Consider the following 16352-nt stretch of genomic DNA (forward strand, 5'->3'; position numbering starts at 1 on the left):
GGAGGATCTGGTGTGGGCGGTCGCCCGCTGGACCACCCCCGGGGTCGCCGAGCTGCTGGACGTTCTCGCCGACGACCCGCACCCCGACGTCAGGGAAGCGGTGGAGGCGGTACGCGAATCGTCGTGATCATGGGGTCACCCGGTCCGCGGCAGAGGCCGTGCGGCGGGTTCAGGCGAAGGTGCGGCACTCCACCGTGGCGCGGCGTTCGGTCATGCCCTGCTGGGTCGCGGCGGTCACGCATTGCCGCTGCTTCTCGTTCAGCTTCGGCTGGCCGCACTCCTTGACGCTCGAATAGGTGCGGCAGTCCTGCCGCGCGGGCTCGTTGGACGGTTGCGCGGCGGTGGCGCCGCCCACTCCGGTGAACCCGACGGCCGCGGCGATCAGGACCCCCGTCATTGCCCTCTTCATCATGCTTTTCCCCCGTCGTGCACATCAGCCAACGGCGGTCACCATGCCCGGGGCATATCGCGACAAAACCACCCGTCAGGGTAAATAAAACGGGTGAATGCCCAGGTCATCGCGCCGTCACGTGCGACCCGCGCCGGAGTACTGACGGCATTCACCGGTGAAGACGGCGGCGAGTTCGGTCTCAATGATCGCAGGGGCGATCTCGGCGAGTTCCGCGGGGTCGCGGTAGGCGTGCGTCGCCAGGCCGTCGGTCACGGCGGCGAGGCGGATGGCCGCGGGGCGAGGGTCCAGGTCCGGCTCGACCTCCCCGCATTCCTTGCCGTTGTGAACCGCCCGTGCGAGGTCGTCGATCAGCGCGCGGGCGGTCGCGATGTCGACCTCGGCCAGGGCAGGTACGTCCAGGGCTCGGCCCTGGAACGCCTTGGCGACGCGAAACTCCGCGCGACGTTCGCCGTCCAGGGGCAGGAACTCCGCCAGCGCCTCGGCCAGCACCCCGGCAATGGGCCGCCGGTGCTCGATCCCCGCCTGGATCCGTTCGTCGATCCTGCCGCGGATGGACGCGCTGACGTGGTTGAACGCGTGCAGGAGCATGTCGTCCTTGGTGCGGAAGTAGTGCTGCACCAGCCCGACCGAGATACCCGCGGCGGCGGCGGTGCGGGCGACGGTGACGGTGTCGAACCCGTCCTCGGCTATGAGGTCGCAGACCGCCACGGCGATCTGGCGGCGGCGCTGGTCGTGATCGGCGGTTCTCGGCACTTGATAACCATATCGTCGTACGGTAAAACCGTATGACGATATGGTTATTCGCTCCCCGGAGGACGACTCGATGCGCATCCGACATTCGTGGCGGCTCGCCGCGGCCCTGCTGGCGGCCCTTCTCTGCGTCCCGGTCGCTCCGGCGTCGGCGCGGCCCGACCCGTACACCGCGATCGACGACTACGTCCGCGAACGGATGGAGGCCACGCGCGCACCCGGGCTCGCCTACGCCGTGGTCGGTCCGGACGGCCCGCTCCACCAGCGGGCCTGGGGGACGGACGGGAACGGCGAGCGCGTCACGGCCGAGACCCCGTTCCTGTGGGGTTCGCTCGCCAAACCCGTCACGGCGACCGCCGTCATGACGCTCGTCCAGTCCGGACGGCTTTACCTGGACGACCGGGTCGTCGAGCACCTCCCCGGATTCCGGTTCGGCGGTCCGGCGCACGCCGCCGAGATCACCGTCCGGCACCTGCTGGAACAGACCGCGGGGATCCCCGGGTCCGCCACGCCCAAGGTCACCGACTGCCTGGACTCCGACTGCCCGCGCCCGGCCGAACGCCTCGGCGCGCTCGACGACGTGACACCGCTCGGGCCCCCCGGCACCGAGTACGCCTACAGCAGCGCCAACTACCTCGTCCTCACGGCGGTGGTCGAGTCGGTCACCGGGCGCCCGTTCGCCGAGCACGTCCGGCGCTCCGTCCTCGACCCGGCGGGAATGGACGGTGCCGTCATCGACTCGGCCTCGGCCAGGAAGCGGAACCTGCCGCCGGGGCACCGGCTCCTCTGGGGGTTCCCGTCCGCGACCGGCGCCTTCGACGACCACGGCGCCGGCTACGGCTACCTGGGCGGCGACCTCGGCGACCTCTCCGCGTTCGCGTCCCTCCAGCTCCGTTCGGGGAAGACCGCCGACGGCGGCACCGTCCTCACCGCCGACTCGGTGCGGCTCATGCGCCAGGACGGCCGAATCCAGCAGGGCTACGGGCTGGGCTGGCGGGTCGGCGGGCTGGACGCGCCCCTGGACGACGCGATCTGGCACACGGGCGGGAGCCCCGGCTACTCGGCGATGATGTTCCTGCTACCACGGCGGAACGTCGCCCTGGTCCTGCACCAGAACATCTACGGCCTCCTCCAGGACCCCGCCGTCATGCAGGCCGGCTTCGGCGCCGCCGCGTTGCTCGCGGGTGGCACGCCTGGCGACGGCCCCTCCGCGTCCGGGTACCTCCTGGCCGTCTGGGGCACGACCGCGCTGGCCCTCGCGTTCCTCCTGGCCGCCGGTCGTTCGGCACTGCTCCTGCGCCGCCCCGCCCCCGCCGGACGGCCCAGCCGCGTCGTCACCGCCGCCTGGAGCCTGACAGGCGCGCTGCCCGTGGCGGCCTGGGTGGTGCTGACCACCTGGATGGGCATGGACGTGCTCACGACCTGGACACCCGACGTCCTCATCGCCGCGAGCGCCGCGGCCGCCGCCGGAGCCGCCACCACCCTGTGCCGCCTGGTACGCGCCACTCACACCCCCCGGCACTCCCCCACAAGCGAGCCGCCACCACGGGGCGGGGTGGAAAGGTGACGCGGCCCGGCGTCGCCGGCTGAACCTCGACGGTCAGGTCCCGAAACGGTCTCCGGACAGGCGAAGGGCCGCCGCCCGCGTCATGCGGGTGGCGGCCCTCCGATCACAAACCGTGCGGGTCTTACCGGTTGTACTGGCCGAAGTCGTACTCCTCCAGCGGGACGGCCTCGCCGGAGCCCTGGCCGAAGGCGTACTCGGCGCCGTCGTCGTAGGAGCCGACGGAGTACACCGCCGCCTTGGCCTCCTCGGTCGGCTCGACCCGGACATTGCGGTACTGCGGCATGCCGGTACCGGCCGGGATGAGCTTACCGATGATGACGTTCTCCTTGAGGCCCAGCAGCGGGTCGCTCTTGGCGTGCATCGCGGCCTCGGTGAGCACCCGGGTCGTCTCCTGGAAGGACGCCGCCGACAGCCACGACTCGGTCGCGAGCGAGGCCTTGGTGATGCCCATCAGGACCGGGCGGCCGGCGGCGGGGACCCCGCCCTCGGCCACGACGTTCCGGTTGCGCTCCTCGAAGATCGGACGCTCGACCAGGTCGCCCGGCAGCAGCTCGGTGTCACCCGACTCGAGGATGTTCACCCGCTTCAGCATCTGGCGGACGATGATCTCGATGTGCTTGTCGTGGATCGACACACCCTGCGACCGGTAGACCTCCTGGACCTCCTGGACCAGGTGGAGCTGCACGGCGCGGGGGCCGAGGATGCGCAGCACCTCGTGCGGGTTGATGGCGCCCGCGATGAGCTGCTGGCCGACACCGACCCGCTCGCCCTCCTTGACCAGGAGGCGCGACCGCATCGGCACCTGGTAGGCGATCTCGTCGGAGCCGTCGTCGGGGACGACGACGACCTTCCGCGACTTCTCGGTCTCGTCGATCTTGACGCTGCCGGCGACCTCGCTGATCGGGGCCACGCCCTTGGGCGTGCGGGCCTCGAACAGCTCCTGGACACGCGGCAGACCGTGCGTGATGTCGCCGCCGGCCACACCACCGGTGTGGAAGGTGCGCATCGTCAGCTGCGTGCCGGGCTCGCCGATGGACTGCGCGGCGATGATGCCGACGGCCTCGCCGACGTCCACCCGCTTGCCGGTGGCCAGCGAACGGCCATAGCAGGCGGCGCAGACACCGATCTTGGCCTCGCAGACCAGGGCGGAGCGGGTGCGGACCTTGTCCACGCCCGCCTCGACCAGGCGCGACACGACCGAGTCGGACAGGTCGGTGTCGGCCGGGAAGATGACCGTCCCGTCGACGACGACGTCCTCGGCGATCGTGCGGCCGACCAGGCTGGTCTCCGACGTGGCCAGCTTGACCAGCGTGCCGTCGGCCAGCTTGTCGGCGACCTCGAACGGGATCGTGCGGTCGGTGCCGCAGTCGATCTCGCGGACGATGACGTCCTGCGCGACGTCCACCAGGCGCCGGGTCAGGTAACCCGAGTCGGCGGTGCGCAGCGCGGTGTCGGCCAGGCCCTTGCGGGCGCCGTGCGTCGAGATGAAGTACTCGACGACCGACAGGCCCTCGCGGAACGACGACTTGATCGGACGCGGGATGGTCTCGCCCTTGGGGTTGGAGACCAGGCCGCGCATGCCGGCGATCTGGCGGAGCTGGAGCGGGTTGCCGCGGGCACCCGACTGGATCATCATCCAGATCGGGTTGTCCTTCGGGAACGCGTCCTCCATGTCCACCGCGACGTCCGCGGTGGCCTTGTTCCAGATCTCGATGAGCTCCTGCTTGCGCTCATCGTCGGTGATCAGGCCGCGGTTGAACTCCCGCTGCACCTTCTCGTCGCGCTGCTCGTAGCCGGCCAGGATGTCCTGCTTGTTCGGCGGCGTGATGACGTCGTCGATCGCGATCGTGACACCGGACCTGGTCGCCCAGTGGAACCCGGTGCTCTTCAGCGCGTCCAGGGCCGTGGCGACGTCGACCTTCGGGTACGTCTCCGCCAGCTCGTTGACGATCGCCGAGAGCTGCTTCTTGCCGATCTCGTCGTCGACGAACGGGTAGTCCTCCGGCAGCGTCTCGTTGAACATCGCGCGGCCGAGCGTCGTCTCCAGCCGGTACGGCTGGCCGGGGTCGTAGCCCTCGGGCGCGATCCACTCGCGCGGCGGCGGGACGTCCTTGAGCCGCAGGCTGATCTTCGCCTGGAGGTCCAGCTCGCCCCGGTCGTAGGCCATGATCGCCTCGGCGATCGACCCGAACGCGCGGCCCTCGCCCTCGGCCGCGTCCTTCTGCGTCGTCAGCCAGTACAGGCCGATGACCATGTCCTGGGTGGGCATGGTGACGGGCTTGCCGTCCGACGGCTTCAGGATGTTGTTGGTCGAGAGCATCAGGATGCGCGCCTCGGCCTGGGCCTCGGCCGACAGCGGCAGGTGCACGGCCATCTGGTCGCCGTCGAAGTCCGCGTTGAACGCGGTGCAGACGAGCGGGTGGATCTGGATGGCCTTGCCCTCGACCAGCTGCGGCTCGAACGCCTGGATGCCGAGGCGGTGCAGGGTCGGCGCCCGGTTCAGCAGCACCGGGTGCTCGGTGATGACCTCTTCCAGCACGTCCCACACGACCGGGCGGGCCCGCTCGACCATCCGCTTGGCGGACTTGATGTTCTGCGCGTGGTTGAGGTCGACGAGCCGCTTCATGACGAACGGCTTGAACAGCTCCAGCGCCATCTGCTTGGGCAGGCCGCACTGGTGCAGCTTCAGCTGCGGGCCGACGACGATGACCGAACGGCCGGAGTAGTCGACGCGCTTGCCCAGCAGGTTCTGCCGGAACCGGCCCTGCTTGCCCTTGAGCATGTCGGACAGCGACTTCAGCGGACGGTTGCCCGGCCCGGTGACCGGGCGGCCGCGGCGGCCGTTGTCGAACAGCGCGTCGACGGCCTCCTGCAGCATCCGCTTCTCGTTGTTGACGATGATCTCGGGCGCGCCCAGGTCGAGCAGGCGCTTGAGCCGGTTGTTGCGGTTGATGACACGGCGGTACAGGTCGTTCAGGTCGGAGGTCGCGAAGCGGCCGCCGTCCAGCTGCACCATCGGACGCAGGTCCGGCGGGATCACCGGGATGCAGTCCAGCACCATGCCGAGCGGGCTGTTGCGGGTGTTGAGGAACGCCGAGACGACCTTCAGCCGCTTGAGGGCGCGGGCCTTCTTCTGGCCCTTGCCGGTGCGGATGACGTCGCGCAGCTTCTCGGCCTCGGCGTCGAGGTCGAAGTTCTGCAGCCGGGCCTGGATGGCCGCGGCGCCCATGCCGCCCTCGAAGTACTTGCCGAACCGGTCGCGCATCTCGCGGTAGAGCAGCTCGTCGCCCTCCAGGTCCTGGACCTTGAGGTTCTTGAAGCGGCTCCAGACCTCGTCGAGGCGGTCGATCTCGCGCTGCGCGCGGTCGCGCAGCTGCTTCATCTCCCGCTCGGCGCCGTCGCGCACCTTGCGCTTCTGGTCGGCCTTCGCGCCGGCCTCCTCCAGCTCCGCCAGGTCGCCCTCCAGCTTCTGCTGGCGGGCCTCGACCTGCGCGTCGCGGGCCTGCTCGATCTGCTGGCGCTCCACCGAGATGTGGGCCTCCAGCGTGGGCAGGTCGCGGTCGCGCCGCTCGGCGTCCACGCTGGTGATCATGTAGGCCGCGAAGTAGATGATCTTTTCGAGATCCTTCGGGGCCAGATCCAGCAGGTAGCCGAGCCGGGACGGGACGCCCTTGAAGTACCAGATGTGCGTGACCGGCGCGGCCAGCTCGATGTGGCCCATCCGCTCACGGCGCACCTTGGCCCGGGTCACCTCGACGCCGCAGCGCTCGCAGATGATGCCCTTGAACCGGACGCGCTTGTACTTGCCGCAGTAGCACTCCCAGTCCCGGGTCGGACCGAAGATCTTCTCGCAGAAGAGCCCGTCCTTCTCCGGCTTGAGGGTCCGGTAGTTGATCGTCTCCGGCTTCTTCACCTCGCCGTGCGACCACTGGCGGATGTCGTCAGCGGTCGCCAGGCCGATGCGTAGTTCGTCGAAGAAGTTGACGTCAAGCAACAGATTTCCCCTTGAGTTGATCAGACCTCTTCGACACTGCTCGGCTCACGCCGGGACAGGTCGATGCCGAGCTCCTCCGCCGCACGGAAGACGTCCTCGTCGGTGTCGCGCATCTCGATGGACATGCCGTCGCTGGAGAGCACCTCGACGTTCAGGCACAGCGACTGCATCTCCTTGATGAGCACCTTGAAGGACTCGGGAATGCCGGGCTCGGGGATGTTCTCGCCCTTGACGATCGCCTCGTACACCTTCACGCGGCCGAGGACGTCGTCGGACTTGATGGTCAGCAGCTCCTGGAGCGCGTAGGCGGCGCCGTACGCCTCCAGGGCCCAGACCTCCATCTCACCGAAGCGCTGGCCGCCGAACTGGGCCTTACCGCCGAGCGGCTGCTGGGTGATCATGGAGTACGGGCCGGTCGACCGCGCGTGGATCTTGTCGTCGACCAGGTGGAGCAGCTTGAGGATGTAGATGTAGCCGACCGAGACCGGCTCCTTGTAGGGCTCGCCGGTGCGGCCGTCGAACAGCCTCGCCTTGCCGCCCGGTCCGACCAGCCGGTCGCCGTCGCGGTTGGGCAGCGTGCTCTCGATCAGGCCGGTGACGTCGTCCTCGCGGGCGCCGTCGAACACCGGCGTGGCGGTGTTCGTCCACGGCTCGGCCTCGTCGGCGCCGATCGCCTTGAGGGCCTTCTTCCAGTCCTGGTCGTCGCCCTCGACCTTCCAGCCGCGGGAGGCGACCCAGCCGAGGTGGGTCTCCAGGACCTGGCCCACGTTCATGCGCCCGGGGACGCCCAGCGGGTTCAGGACGATGTCGACCGGCGTGCCGTCCTCCAGGAACGGCATGTCCTCGACGGGGAGCACCTTGGAGATGACGCCCTTGTTGCCGTGCCGGCCGGCGAGCTTGTCGCCGTCGGTGATCTTGCGCTTCTGCGCGACGTACACCCGGACCAGCTCGTTCACGCCGGGCGGGAGCTCGTCGCCCTCGTCCCGGGAGAACACCCGGACGCCGATGACCTTGCCCTGCTCGCCGTGCGGCACCTTCAGCGAGGTGTCGCGGACTTCGCGGGCCTTCTCACCGAAGATCGCACGCAGCAGCCGCTCCTCCGGGGTCAGCTCGGTCTCGCCCTTGGGCGTGACCTTGCCGACCAGGATGTCGCCGGGGACGACATCGGCGCCGATGCGGATGATGCCGCGCTCGTCGAGGTCGGCCAGGACCTCCTCGGAGACGTTCGGGATGTCCCGGGTGATCTCCTCGGGGCCCAGCTTGGTGTCGCGGGCGTCGACCTCGTGCTCCTCGATGTGGATCGAGGACAGGACGTCGTCCTGCACGAGGCGCTGGCTGAGGATGATGGCGTCCTCGTAGTTGTGGCCCTCCCACGGCATGAACGCCACGAGGAGGTTCTTGCCGAGCGCCATCTCGCCGTTGTCGGTGCAGGGGCCGTCGGCGACGACCTGCCCGACCTCGACCCGGTGGCCCTCCTCGACGATCGGCTTCTGGTTGAAGCAGGTGCCCTGGTTCGACCGCTTGAACTTGGCGACGCGGTAGGTCGTCCGCGTGCCGTCGTCGTTCATGACGGTCACGTAGTCGGCGGAGACCTCCTCGACGACGCCCGCCTTCTCGGCGGTGATGACGTCGCCGGCGTCGGTCGCGGCGCGGTACTCCATGCCGGTGCCGACCAGCGGCGCCTCGCTGCGCAGCAGCGGGACGGACTGGCGCTGCATGTTGGAGCCCATCAGGGCGCGGTTGGCGTCGTCGTGCTCCAGGAACGGGATCATCGCGGTGGCGACGGAGGTCATCTGCCGCGCCGAGACGTCCATGTACTGGACCGCGCGCGGCGGGACGAGTTCGACCTCGGCGCCCTTCTTGCGGATCAGCACGCGGTCGTCGACGAACGTGCCGTCGTCGTTGATCAGCGAGTTGGCCTGGGCGATGATGAAGCGGTCTTCCTCATCGGCCGTCAGGTAGTCGATCTCGTCGGTGACGACACCGTCGGTGACCCGGCGGTACGGGGTCTCGACGAACCCGAACGGGTTGACGCGGCCGTACGCGGCGAGCGAGCCGATCAGACCGATGTTCGGGCCTTCCGGCGTCTCGATCGGGCACATGCGGCCGTAGTGGGACGGGTGGACGTCGCGGACCTCCATGCCCGCCCGCTCGCGCGACAGACCACCGGGACCCAGGGCGTTCAGGCGCCGCTTGTGCGTCAGGCCGGCCAGCGGGTTGGTCTGGTCCATGAACTGCGAGAGCTGGCTGGTGCCGAAGAACTCCTTGATGGAGGCCACGACCGGCCGGATGTTGATCAGGGTCTGCGGCGTGATCGCCTCGACGTCCTGGGTGGTCATCCGCTCGCGGACGACGCGCTCCATGCGCGCCAGGCCCAGGCGGACCTGGTTCTGGATCAGTTCGCCCACCGTGCGCAGGCGCCGGTTGCCGAAGTGGTCGATGTCGTCGACCTCGATCGGCACGGCGACCGCCCCGAGGGTGGCCTCCTCCTCGCCGGCGTGCAGCCGGACGAGGTACTCGATCGTGCCGACGATGTCGTCCTCGGTGAGGGTGCCCTGGCGCATGTCCAGATCGAGGCCGAGCTTCTTGTTGATCTTGTAGCGGCCGACCTTGGCGACGTCGTAGCGCTTCGGGTTGAAGTACAGGTTCTCCAGCAGCGTCTGCGCGGACTCGCGCGTCGGCGGCTCACCCGGGCGCAGCTTGCGGTAGATGTCGAGCAGCGCGTCGTCCTGGCCGGACGTGTGGTCCTTCTCCAGGGTGACGTTGATCGACTCGTAGGAGCCGAAGCGCTCACGGATGCGCGCCTCGTCCCAGCCGAGCGCCTTGAGCAGCACGGTGACGGGCTGCTTGCGCTTGCGGTCGATGCGCACGCCGACGTTGTCGCGCTTGTCGATCTCGAACTCGAGCCAGGCGCCACGGCTGGGGATGACCCGGCAGCCGTAGATGTCCTTGTCGGACGCCTTGTCGAGGGCGCGGTCGAAGTAGACACCGGGCGAGCGTGTCAGCTGCGAGACGACGACGCGTTCGGTGCCGTTGATGATGAAGGTGCCCTTCGGGGTCATGAGCGGGAAATCGCCCATGAACACCGTCTGGCTCTTGATCTCACCGGTGGTGTTGTTGATGAACTCCGCCGTGACGAACAGCGGGGCGGAGTAGGTCATGTCCTTGTCCTTGCACTCCTCGACGGAGTACTTGGGCGGCTCGAACCGGTGATCGCGGAACGAGAGGGACATGGTCCCGGAGAAGTCCTCGATCGGACTGATCTCTTCGAAGATCTCCTCCAGCCCCGACTGGGTCGGGACGCTCTTACTTCCGGCCTTCTGGGCCGCCTCGACCCGGGCCTTCCACCTCTCATTGCCCAGCAGCCAGTCAACGGAGTTGGTCTGCAGAGCAAGGAGGTCCGGGACTTCGAGCGGCTCCTTGATGCGCGCGAAGGAGACGCGGTTCGGACCGGTTGCGGTATTCGAGGCGTTGCGCGAGGCTGCCAAGAGTGGTCCTTCCGAGGGCTCGCGGCGTAACTGGTGACACGCACGCCAGACGATCCACGTCCGAGACCTGCACAGACAGGCCCGAGAAGGGCCAAAGCAGGGGTGCTCTCACACGCGGATAGTCAGAGGGCAGCGCAAAGGGGCAGTGTAGCCGACTGGTACACCGCTCGCAACTCTAGCGCCGCAGTATGCATCACGTTGTCATGGAGCATCGCCCCTCAGCGCCTCTCAGTCAAGAGCGGACTTGGACTTTTCGGGCCCTGACCTGCAGTGAGGAAGGCCATAGTTTATCGGCTGCGGCGGCCGTCCCGGGCCCGCGGCGTTTCGCCGCGCCCCCGGGCGCCTGGAGCGCCGGAGAGCACGGCGAGCGCGTGCGCCGGAAAGCGGGTCAGGAGAGGACGGTCAGTTCGGAGGCGAGCCACTTGTCGCCGTCCTTGACCATCGTCATCTTGATGCGCAGCGGCTCGGGGAGGCGCTGCTGCTTGTCGTCCTTGGTGGCCGACGAGCGGTTGGCGTAGACGAGGGTCTCGACCTTGTCCGGGGTCGCGTTGATGACGCCGACCTTCATCACCGTCGTGGTGGAGACGGCCTGCTGCTGGACGGCGGCGGTCTTGAGCTGCGCGGCGAGCTTGTCGTATTGGCCGCGCAGCTCGCCGGTCGTCGTGGCGGACGCGGCCTTCAGGTCGGAGTCGAGGGTCTGGTAGTCGTACGACGACAGCTTCTGGGCCGCGCGGGACGAGGCCATCGAGGCCTCCTTGGACGCCGCGTCGGTCGCCTTCTGCTCCTGGACCTTCAGGGCGAGCATCGTCGTGCCGACCCCCAGCGCGATCGCCAGGACGACCAGGACGCCGACAACCGTCGAGAGGCCACCCGCACGGACCGACCGGCGGGGCTTGGCGTCCTCGTCGTCCTCGTCCTCATCGTCGTGCTCGTCGTGCTCGTCGTCGCTCGCCTTCGACGCCTTGGCCTTTGCGAGCTTCGGGCGGGCCGGCTTCGCCGGCTCGTCGTCCTCGTCGTCGTCCTTGTCCTCGTCGTCGTCCTTGCCCTTGTCCTTGCCGGACTCCTCGGCCTCGGGCTCGATGTCGGTCGAGGTCGCCTCTGGGGCTTCTGAGTCTCCCTCTGCCGCGTCATCGGTGTCGGACGCGACTTCGGAGTCCTTCCGGGCCTTCTCGGACTTCTCCAGGGATTTGGGGGCCTCGTCCGGCTCGTCCTCGTCCTCTTCGGCCTCTGCCTCGGCTTCGGCTTCGGCGGCGGCCTCGTCCGCGGCGATCTGGGCCAGGCGGGCGGCCTCCCTGGCCTTGGCGGCGGCCTCCTCCGCCAGCCGGGCCGCCTCGGCGGCCTCCTCGGCCTTCGCGGCACGCTCCTCGGCCGTCGCCGCGCGATCGGCGGCCTCGGCGGCCTCCTTTGCGGCCTTGCCCGCCTTGGTCTCCGAGTCCCCCCTGGTCTTCGGATCCCCCTTGGTCTTCGGATCCCCCTTGGTCTCCGACTTCTTCTTGTCCTTGGCGGAGCGCCTGCCCCGGCCGAGCATCGTCACGGGACAACCTCCAGTCCGGACACGAGCCAGCGGTCGTCGACCCGCGTGAGGTCCATCTGATAGCGGTACGACTGCGGCGTCCCGTTCTTCACCTTGTCGTTGGTGACCGTGCCGGTCAGCGACACCATCACCTCGGCGGAGTCGTCGTCCATGGAGACCAGCGCGGCCTCGACGTCGTTGACCGTCGACTTGGCCTTGGCCTTGGTGACCTGGTCCATGAACGCCTTCGACTGGGACGCCAGCTTGTTCTTCAGCTCACCGGTGGTGCCGGCGACGATGCGGTCCAGGTCCTTCTGGGCGGTGTCGGCGTTGAGCGACATCAGGTTGACGCCCATCTGCCGCCCCGACTGGATCGCCTTCGCCTTCTGGTCGGCCTCGCCCTTGTTCTGGAGGGTGATCACACCGAGCCAGCCGGCCGCGACGGCCAGGCCGGTCACGATGACGCCCAGCACGATCAGGGGCAGCCGGCGCCGCATCAGATCCGCCCTCCGGGATTCACTGGCTCAGCGGGCCGAGCAGGAGCCACTTCCACGAGTTTTCCTCTCCCAACTCACGGGTACCGGCGCTGCGGGGCATCGCATAGCGCTTGCCGTCAGGTCCGTAGACCGCACCGGTCGTTGGATCGTATCCAGCGAATTCGACTGAGTTGGCCGGATACGACAGGTACAGCCGGTCGTTCGTCAGCTGCGCGGTCGGAGCGACCGGAGCCTGGCCGTTGCCCTTGGCCTTGGCCTCCGGCTCGGCACCGTCCTCGTCGTCCTTCGCGGTCGCGCCGCCGTCGGGGAAACCGGCGCCCGCGGTGGCCCCGGGCGGGACCTGCGGGTACGGGGCGATGGCGTCGCTCGGGATGTTGCGCGGGCCGCGGACGGCGGTGTCCGAGTCCTTCGGCGCCTTGCAGCCGGTGTCCAGGCGCGGCTTCTTCTTCGAGGTCTCCTGCGGCCAGCGGCGCTCCACCTTCTCGTAGCCCTCGGTGCACGGGGGCGGCGAGTCGATGTTCAGGGCGAGGCCGAGGTGCTGCGTCCCGTCGCCGGGCGTGACGGTCTGCGCGCCCGCGACCGTCACCGGGTAGAGGATGAACAGCGAGCGCAGTCCCGCCTTGCGCGACGAGATGACCTGGCCGGTGGTGGTGAGGTTGGCCAGGAAGACGGGCAGCGTCGGCGCGAGCTGGTTGATCGCCTTGTGCGTCTCGTCCACCGCGCCCGGCACGGCGTCGACGGTCCTGCGCAGGGCCGGGTCGTCGTCGCGGAGCGAGGTGGTCAGCTCGTTCAGGTTCCGCGCGAAGCCCCTGATGTTGGCGCCCTGCTCGCGCTGGGTGCCGAGAACGGTCACGCTGTTGTCCAAAAGGCGCTTGGTGTCGGGGTACGACTGGTCCATCGTCTGCAGGATCCGGTCGGTGTCGTCCAGGATCGACTGGAGGTCCTCGGCGGACCCGGAGAACGCCTTGTTCAGCTCGTCCACGATGATGCCGAGGTCCTGGGTGTTCACCGACCCGACGAGCGAGTCGACGTTCTGCAGCAGCTCGGCGGTCGACACCGGCAGCGTCGTGCGCTCGCGCGGGATCGTGTACGGGTCGCCCTCGTCCAGGTACGGGCCGCCCTTCTTGGCGGGCACCAGGTCGACGTACTGCTCGCCGACGGCCGACCGGTTCGCCACGACGGCCTTCGTGCCGTCGCGCGGGATCCGCTCGCCGCGTTCGAGTTCCAGCTTGACGCGGATGCCGTCGTCGGTGAGCTCGATCGGCCCGACCCGTCCGACCGGGACGCCCCGGTAGGTGACCTCGGCGTTGGTGAACACGCCGCCGGAGTCGGTGAGGTCGACGTAGGTGACGTACTCCCGGCCGAGCAGGTCGCGGCCGACCCCGATGTAGTTCACCAGCACGATCGTCACGCCGACGACCGTGATCACCGCGAAGGCGAGCAGCTGGAGGATGATGCCGCGTTTGAGGATCACGAGAGGCCCCCCGTCACCAGGCTCCCCAGGCCGCCGTCGTCGGACTGCGGACCGAGCGCGCCTGGGCGGCCCTGTTGGTTTCCGGGTTGGTTTCCGGGTTGGTTTCCGGGTTGGTTTCCGGGCTGGTTTCCGGGCCGGCTCCCCGGCTGGTTCGTACCGGGCAGGCCGGGCAGGCCCCCGGAACCACCGCCGCCGGAGGACTGCGGCAGCACGCCCAGCGGGGTCTCGGGCAGCGTCACGTTCGGCACCTCCAGCATGCCGCGCATCTCCGTGCCGCTGCCCAGCAGGCCCTCCAGGTCGGTGCCGCCGAGCAGGTTCCGGCCCAGGGACTCGAAGTCCAGGTCGACGGTCAGGTGGACGTTGCCGTAGTCGCCCTCGATGACGTTCTCGAAGGTGGCGGGGAACGGGAAGGTGATCAGCGTCTCCAGTGACTTCGGCAGGTCCGAGCCGGCCTTGTTGAGGTTCCGCAGGATCTTGTCGAGATCCTTCAGGTTGGCGAGCAGGTCGGCCTTGGACCGGTCGATCACGTTGGTGGTGGTGCGGCTGAGCTTGTTCAGCGCGACGAGCATCTTGGTGAGGTCGGCGCGGTTCCGGTTGAGGACGGCGATCGCAGGCCCCGTCTCGTCGATGGTGTCCTGGATCGTCTTGCGCTCGGCCGCCAGCTTGCCGCTGAGCCGGTCGATGCTGTCCAGCGCCCTGGTGATCGCGGCCCGGTTGCGGTCCAGCGTCCCGGCGAAGGTGTCGACCCGGTGCAGCACCGACTTGATCGTGGACTCGCGGCCGCCCATCGCGGCCTGGAGCTCGTGGCTGATCGTGGAGACCTGCTCCAGCCCGCCGCCGTTCAGCAGCAGCGACATCGCCGACAGCACCTCTTCGATCTCGGTGCCGCGCGTCGTGCGGTTCAGCGGGATCAGGTCGCCCTCGCCGAGCGCCCCGGACGGGGCCTCGTTCTCCGGCGGGTCGAGCCGCACGAACTTCTCGCCGAGGAGGCTGGTCTGGCCGATCGTCGCGACGGCGTTGTCGGGCAGCCTGACGTCCCCGCGCACCTTCACGGTGACCAGCGCGTACCAGCCGCGCCGCCCGCCCTGGCCGCTCGGACCGCCGGCGAGGTCGATCTCCTCGACCTGCCCGACCGAGACGTCGTTGACCTTGACCGCCGACTGCGGGACGAGGTCCAGCACGTTCGCGAACTCGATCTTCACGGTCGTCGGGTTCGAGCCGAGGTCGGCGCCGCCGGGCAGCGGCAGCGACGACACGCCGTTGAACGAGCAGCCCGACAGGGCCGCCGCCCCCGCGACCGCGGCGACGCCGAGCAGCCGCGCGCGGCGGCCGGCCCGATGGCCGACCAGGCGTCCCGCCCGGCGCACGCGCCCTGTCGTGCTCATCGGCCACCTCCAGGCATCAGCGCGGTGAGGTCGTTGGTCCGGCTCTGCGGCGCGGCGGCGTCGGTGCGGGCGCCGCCACCGCCGCCGTTGGCCGACTTGGGCGGGCCCTGCGGGCCGTAGGCGTCCGGCGGGATCGGCACCGGGTCGTAGTGCGTGGTCAGCGCGGTGATCCAGGACAGGTCCAGGTGCAGGCCCGTCAGCGCCTTGCCGATGCCGTTGTAGGGCTCGACGAAGTCGAGGCACTCCTTGGCGGGCGTGCCGACCGAGTAGGCCAGCGAGCACACCCAGTCGGCCAGGTCGTGGAACTGGCGGAAGTTGTTGCGGGTGTGGATCGTGCCGCTGATCGGGTCGTACGCGCGGGCCAGGTTGTTGACGGCCAGCGGGCCGGCCGTGAGGATCTCGGCGAGCGACTCGCGCTCCTTCACCAGCACGCCGGTGATCTGGGCGAGCTGCCGGACGTTGGAGGCCAGCTCGGTGCGGTTGCCCTTGACGAACCGCTGCACGTTGCGCAGCGTCGGGGCGAGGGTGTTGAGCGCCGCGCTCAGCTCCTCCTTCTCCCCCGCGAGCTGCCCCGACACCTCGTTGAGGTGCCCGCCGAACGACTTGATCTGCTGGTCGTTCGCCTTCATCGCGTCGGTGATGACCCGCAGGTTCTTGATCGTCTCGGCGATGTCACCGCGGTTGGTGCTGAGCGTGCTGAGCGCCTTGGAGGTGTCCTCGATCGTCGCGCGGATGTCGTCGCCCTGGCCCTCCAGGTTGTCGGCTCCGACCTTCAGCAGCTCCGACAGCGACCCCGTGCCGTCCTCGTCCGGCTTGTTGGCGCCCTCCGGTCCGAGGGCCTTGCTGAGGTCGTTGAGGCTGCCGCCGATGTCGTCGATCTCGACCGGGACCGCGGTGCGGCTGACGGTCAGCGTCGCGCCGTCCGCCATCACCGGGCCGTTCTTGTAGACCGGCGTGAGCTGGATGTAGCGGTCGGCGACGAGCGTCTGGTTGATGATGATCGCCTGCGCGTTGGCGGGCACCTTGTACTTCGCGTCGTACTTCAGCCCGACCTTCACCGAGTCGCCGACCGGGTCGACGCTGGTGACCTCGCCGACCGGGATGCCGAGGATGCGGACGTCCGCGCCCGGGTACAGGCCGACGGTCTTGGTGAAGTACGCCGTCATGTGGCGCTGCTCCTCCTTCTGGAACACCAGCAGGAGCGCGGCAGCCAGCACTGCGACGGCGAGTATCGCGCCGCCGAGGCGAAGGATGGTAGCTGAATTGCGCACG

10 protein-coding genes are annotated in these 16352 nt (G+C 69.2%); 1 reads left to right on the top strand and 9 read right to left on the bottom strand.

Annotated elements, in window-relative coordinates; all coding sequences use genetic code 11:
• Window positions 1-169: 169 nt before the first annotated feature.
• Entirely contained in the window at window positions 170-397 is a 228-nt protein-coding gene (locus E1281_RS05490) for a hypothetical protein (RefSeq protein ID WP_131876039.1), read from the bottom strand.
• 129 nt (window positions 398-526) lie between these two features.
• Entirely contained in the window at window positions 527-1165 is a 639-nt protein-coding gene (locus E1281_RS05495) for a TetR family transcriptional regulator C-terminal domain-containing protein (RefSeq protein ID WP_131876040.1), read from the bottom strand.
• 70 nt (window positions 1166-1235) lie between these two features.
• Between E1281_RS05495 and E1281_RS05500 the strand changes: the two genes are divergently transcribed.
• On the top strand, window positions 1236-2729 hold the full coding sequence (locus tag E1281_RS05500; RefSeq protein WP_131876041.1) for a serine hydrolase domain-containing protein: 1494 nt from the start codon (window positions 1236-1238) through the stop codon (window positions 2727-2729).
• 121 nt (window positions 2730-2850) lie between these two features.
• Here E1281_RS05500 and E1281_RS05505 read toward each other — a convergent pair whose 3' ends face one another.
• The 7 genes from E1281_RS05505 to E1281_RS05535 form a co-directional block, all read right to left on the bottom strand.
• Window positions 2851-6723: a DNA-directed RNA polymerase subunit beta' gene (locus E1281_RS05505; protein ID WP_131876042.1), complete on the bottom strand. Its 3873-nt coding sequence runs from the start codon at window positions 6721-6723 to the stop codon at window positions 2851-2853.
• 20 nt (window positions 6724-6743) lie between these two features.
• Window positions 6744-10211, bottom strand: coding sequence for a DNA-directed RNA polymerase subunit beta (gene rpoB, locus E1281_RS05510; protein ID WP_131876043.1), 3468 nt, complete (start codon window positions 10209-10211; stop codon window positions 6744-6746).
• Window positions 10212-10599: 388 nt separating this feature from the next.
• On the bottom strand, window positions 10600-11745 hold the full coding sequence (locus E1281_RS05515; RefSeq protein ID WP_131876044.1) for a hypothetical protein: 1146 nt from the start codon (window positions 11743-11745) through the stop codon (window positions 10600-10602).
• Complete coding sequence (locus tag E1281_RS05520; RefSeq protein WP_243716620.1) at window positions 11742-12221, bottom strand: hypothetical protein; 480 nt, start codon at window positions 12219-12221, stop codon at window positions 11742-11744. Before E1281_RS05520 ends, E1281_RS05515 begins: the two co-directional genes overlap by 4 nt.
• A 19-nt stretch (window positions 12222-12240) precedes the next feature.
• Entirely contained in the window at window positions 12241-13695 is a 1455-nt protein-coding gene (locus tag E1281_RS05525; RefSeq protein ID WP_131876046.1) for an MCE family protein, read from the bottom strand.
• On the bottom strand, window positions 13692-15080 hold the full coding sequence (locus E1281_RS05530; RefSeq protein ID WP_131876047.1) for an MCE family protein: 1389 nt from the start codon (window positions 15078-15080) through the stop codon (window positions 13692-13694). The genes E1281_RS05525 and E1281_RS05530 overlap by 4 nt, the downstream gene beginning before the upstream one ends.
• On the bottom strand, window positions 15077-16351 hold the full coding sequence (locus E1281_RS05535) for an MCE family protein (protein WP_243716622.1): 1275 nt from the start codon (window positions 16349-16351) through the stop codon (window positions 15077-15079). The genes E1281_RS05530 and E1281_RS05535 overlap by 4 nt, the downstream gene beginning before the upstream one ends.
• Between the last annotated feature and the right edge of the window lies 1 nt (window position 16352).

Source organism: Actinomadura sp. KC345 (assembly GCF_004348515.1).
Lineage (GTDB): Bacteria > Actinomycetota > Actinomycetes > Streptosporangiales > Streptosporangiaceae > Spirillospora.

What these genes read in the sequence shown, in the direction of transcription:
- E1281_RS05530 (WP_131876047.1), bottom strand. Translation starts at nt 15,080, where the DNA reads ATGAGCACGACAGGGCGCGTGCGCCGGGCGGGACGCCTGGTCGGCCAT.
- E1281_RS05500 (WP_131876041.1), top strand. Translation starts at nt 1,236, where the DNA reads ATGCGCATCCGACATTCGTGGCGGCTCGCCGCGGCCCTGCTGGCGGCC.
- E1281_RS05490 (WP_131876039.1), bottom strand. Translation starts at nt 397, where the DNA reads ATGACGGGGGTCCTGATCGCCGCGGCCGTCGGGTTCACCGGAGTGGGC.
- E1281_RS05520 (WP_243716620.1), bottom strand. Translation starts at nt 12,221, where the DNA reads ATGCGGCGCCGGCTGCCCCTGATCGTGCTGGGCGTCATCGTGACCGGC.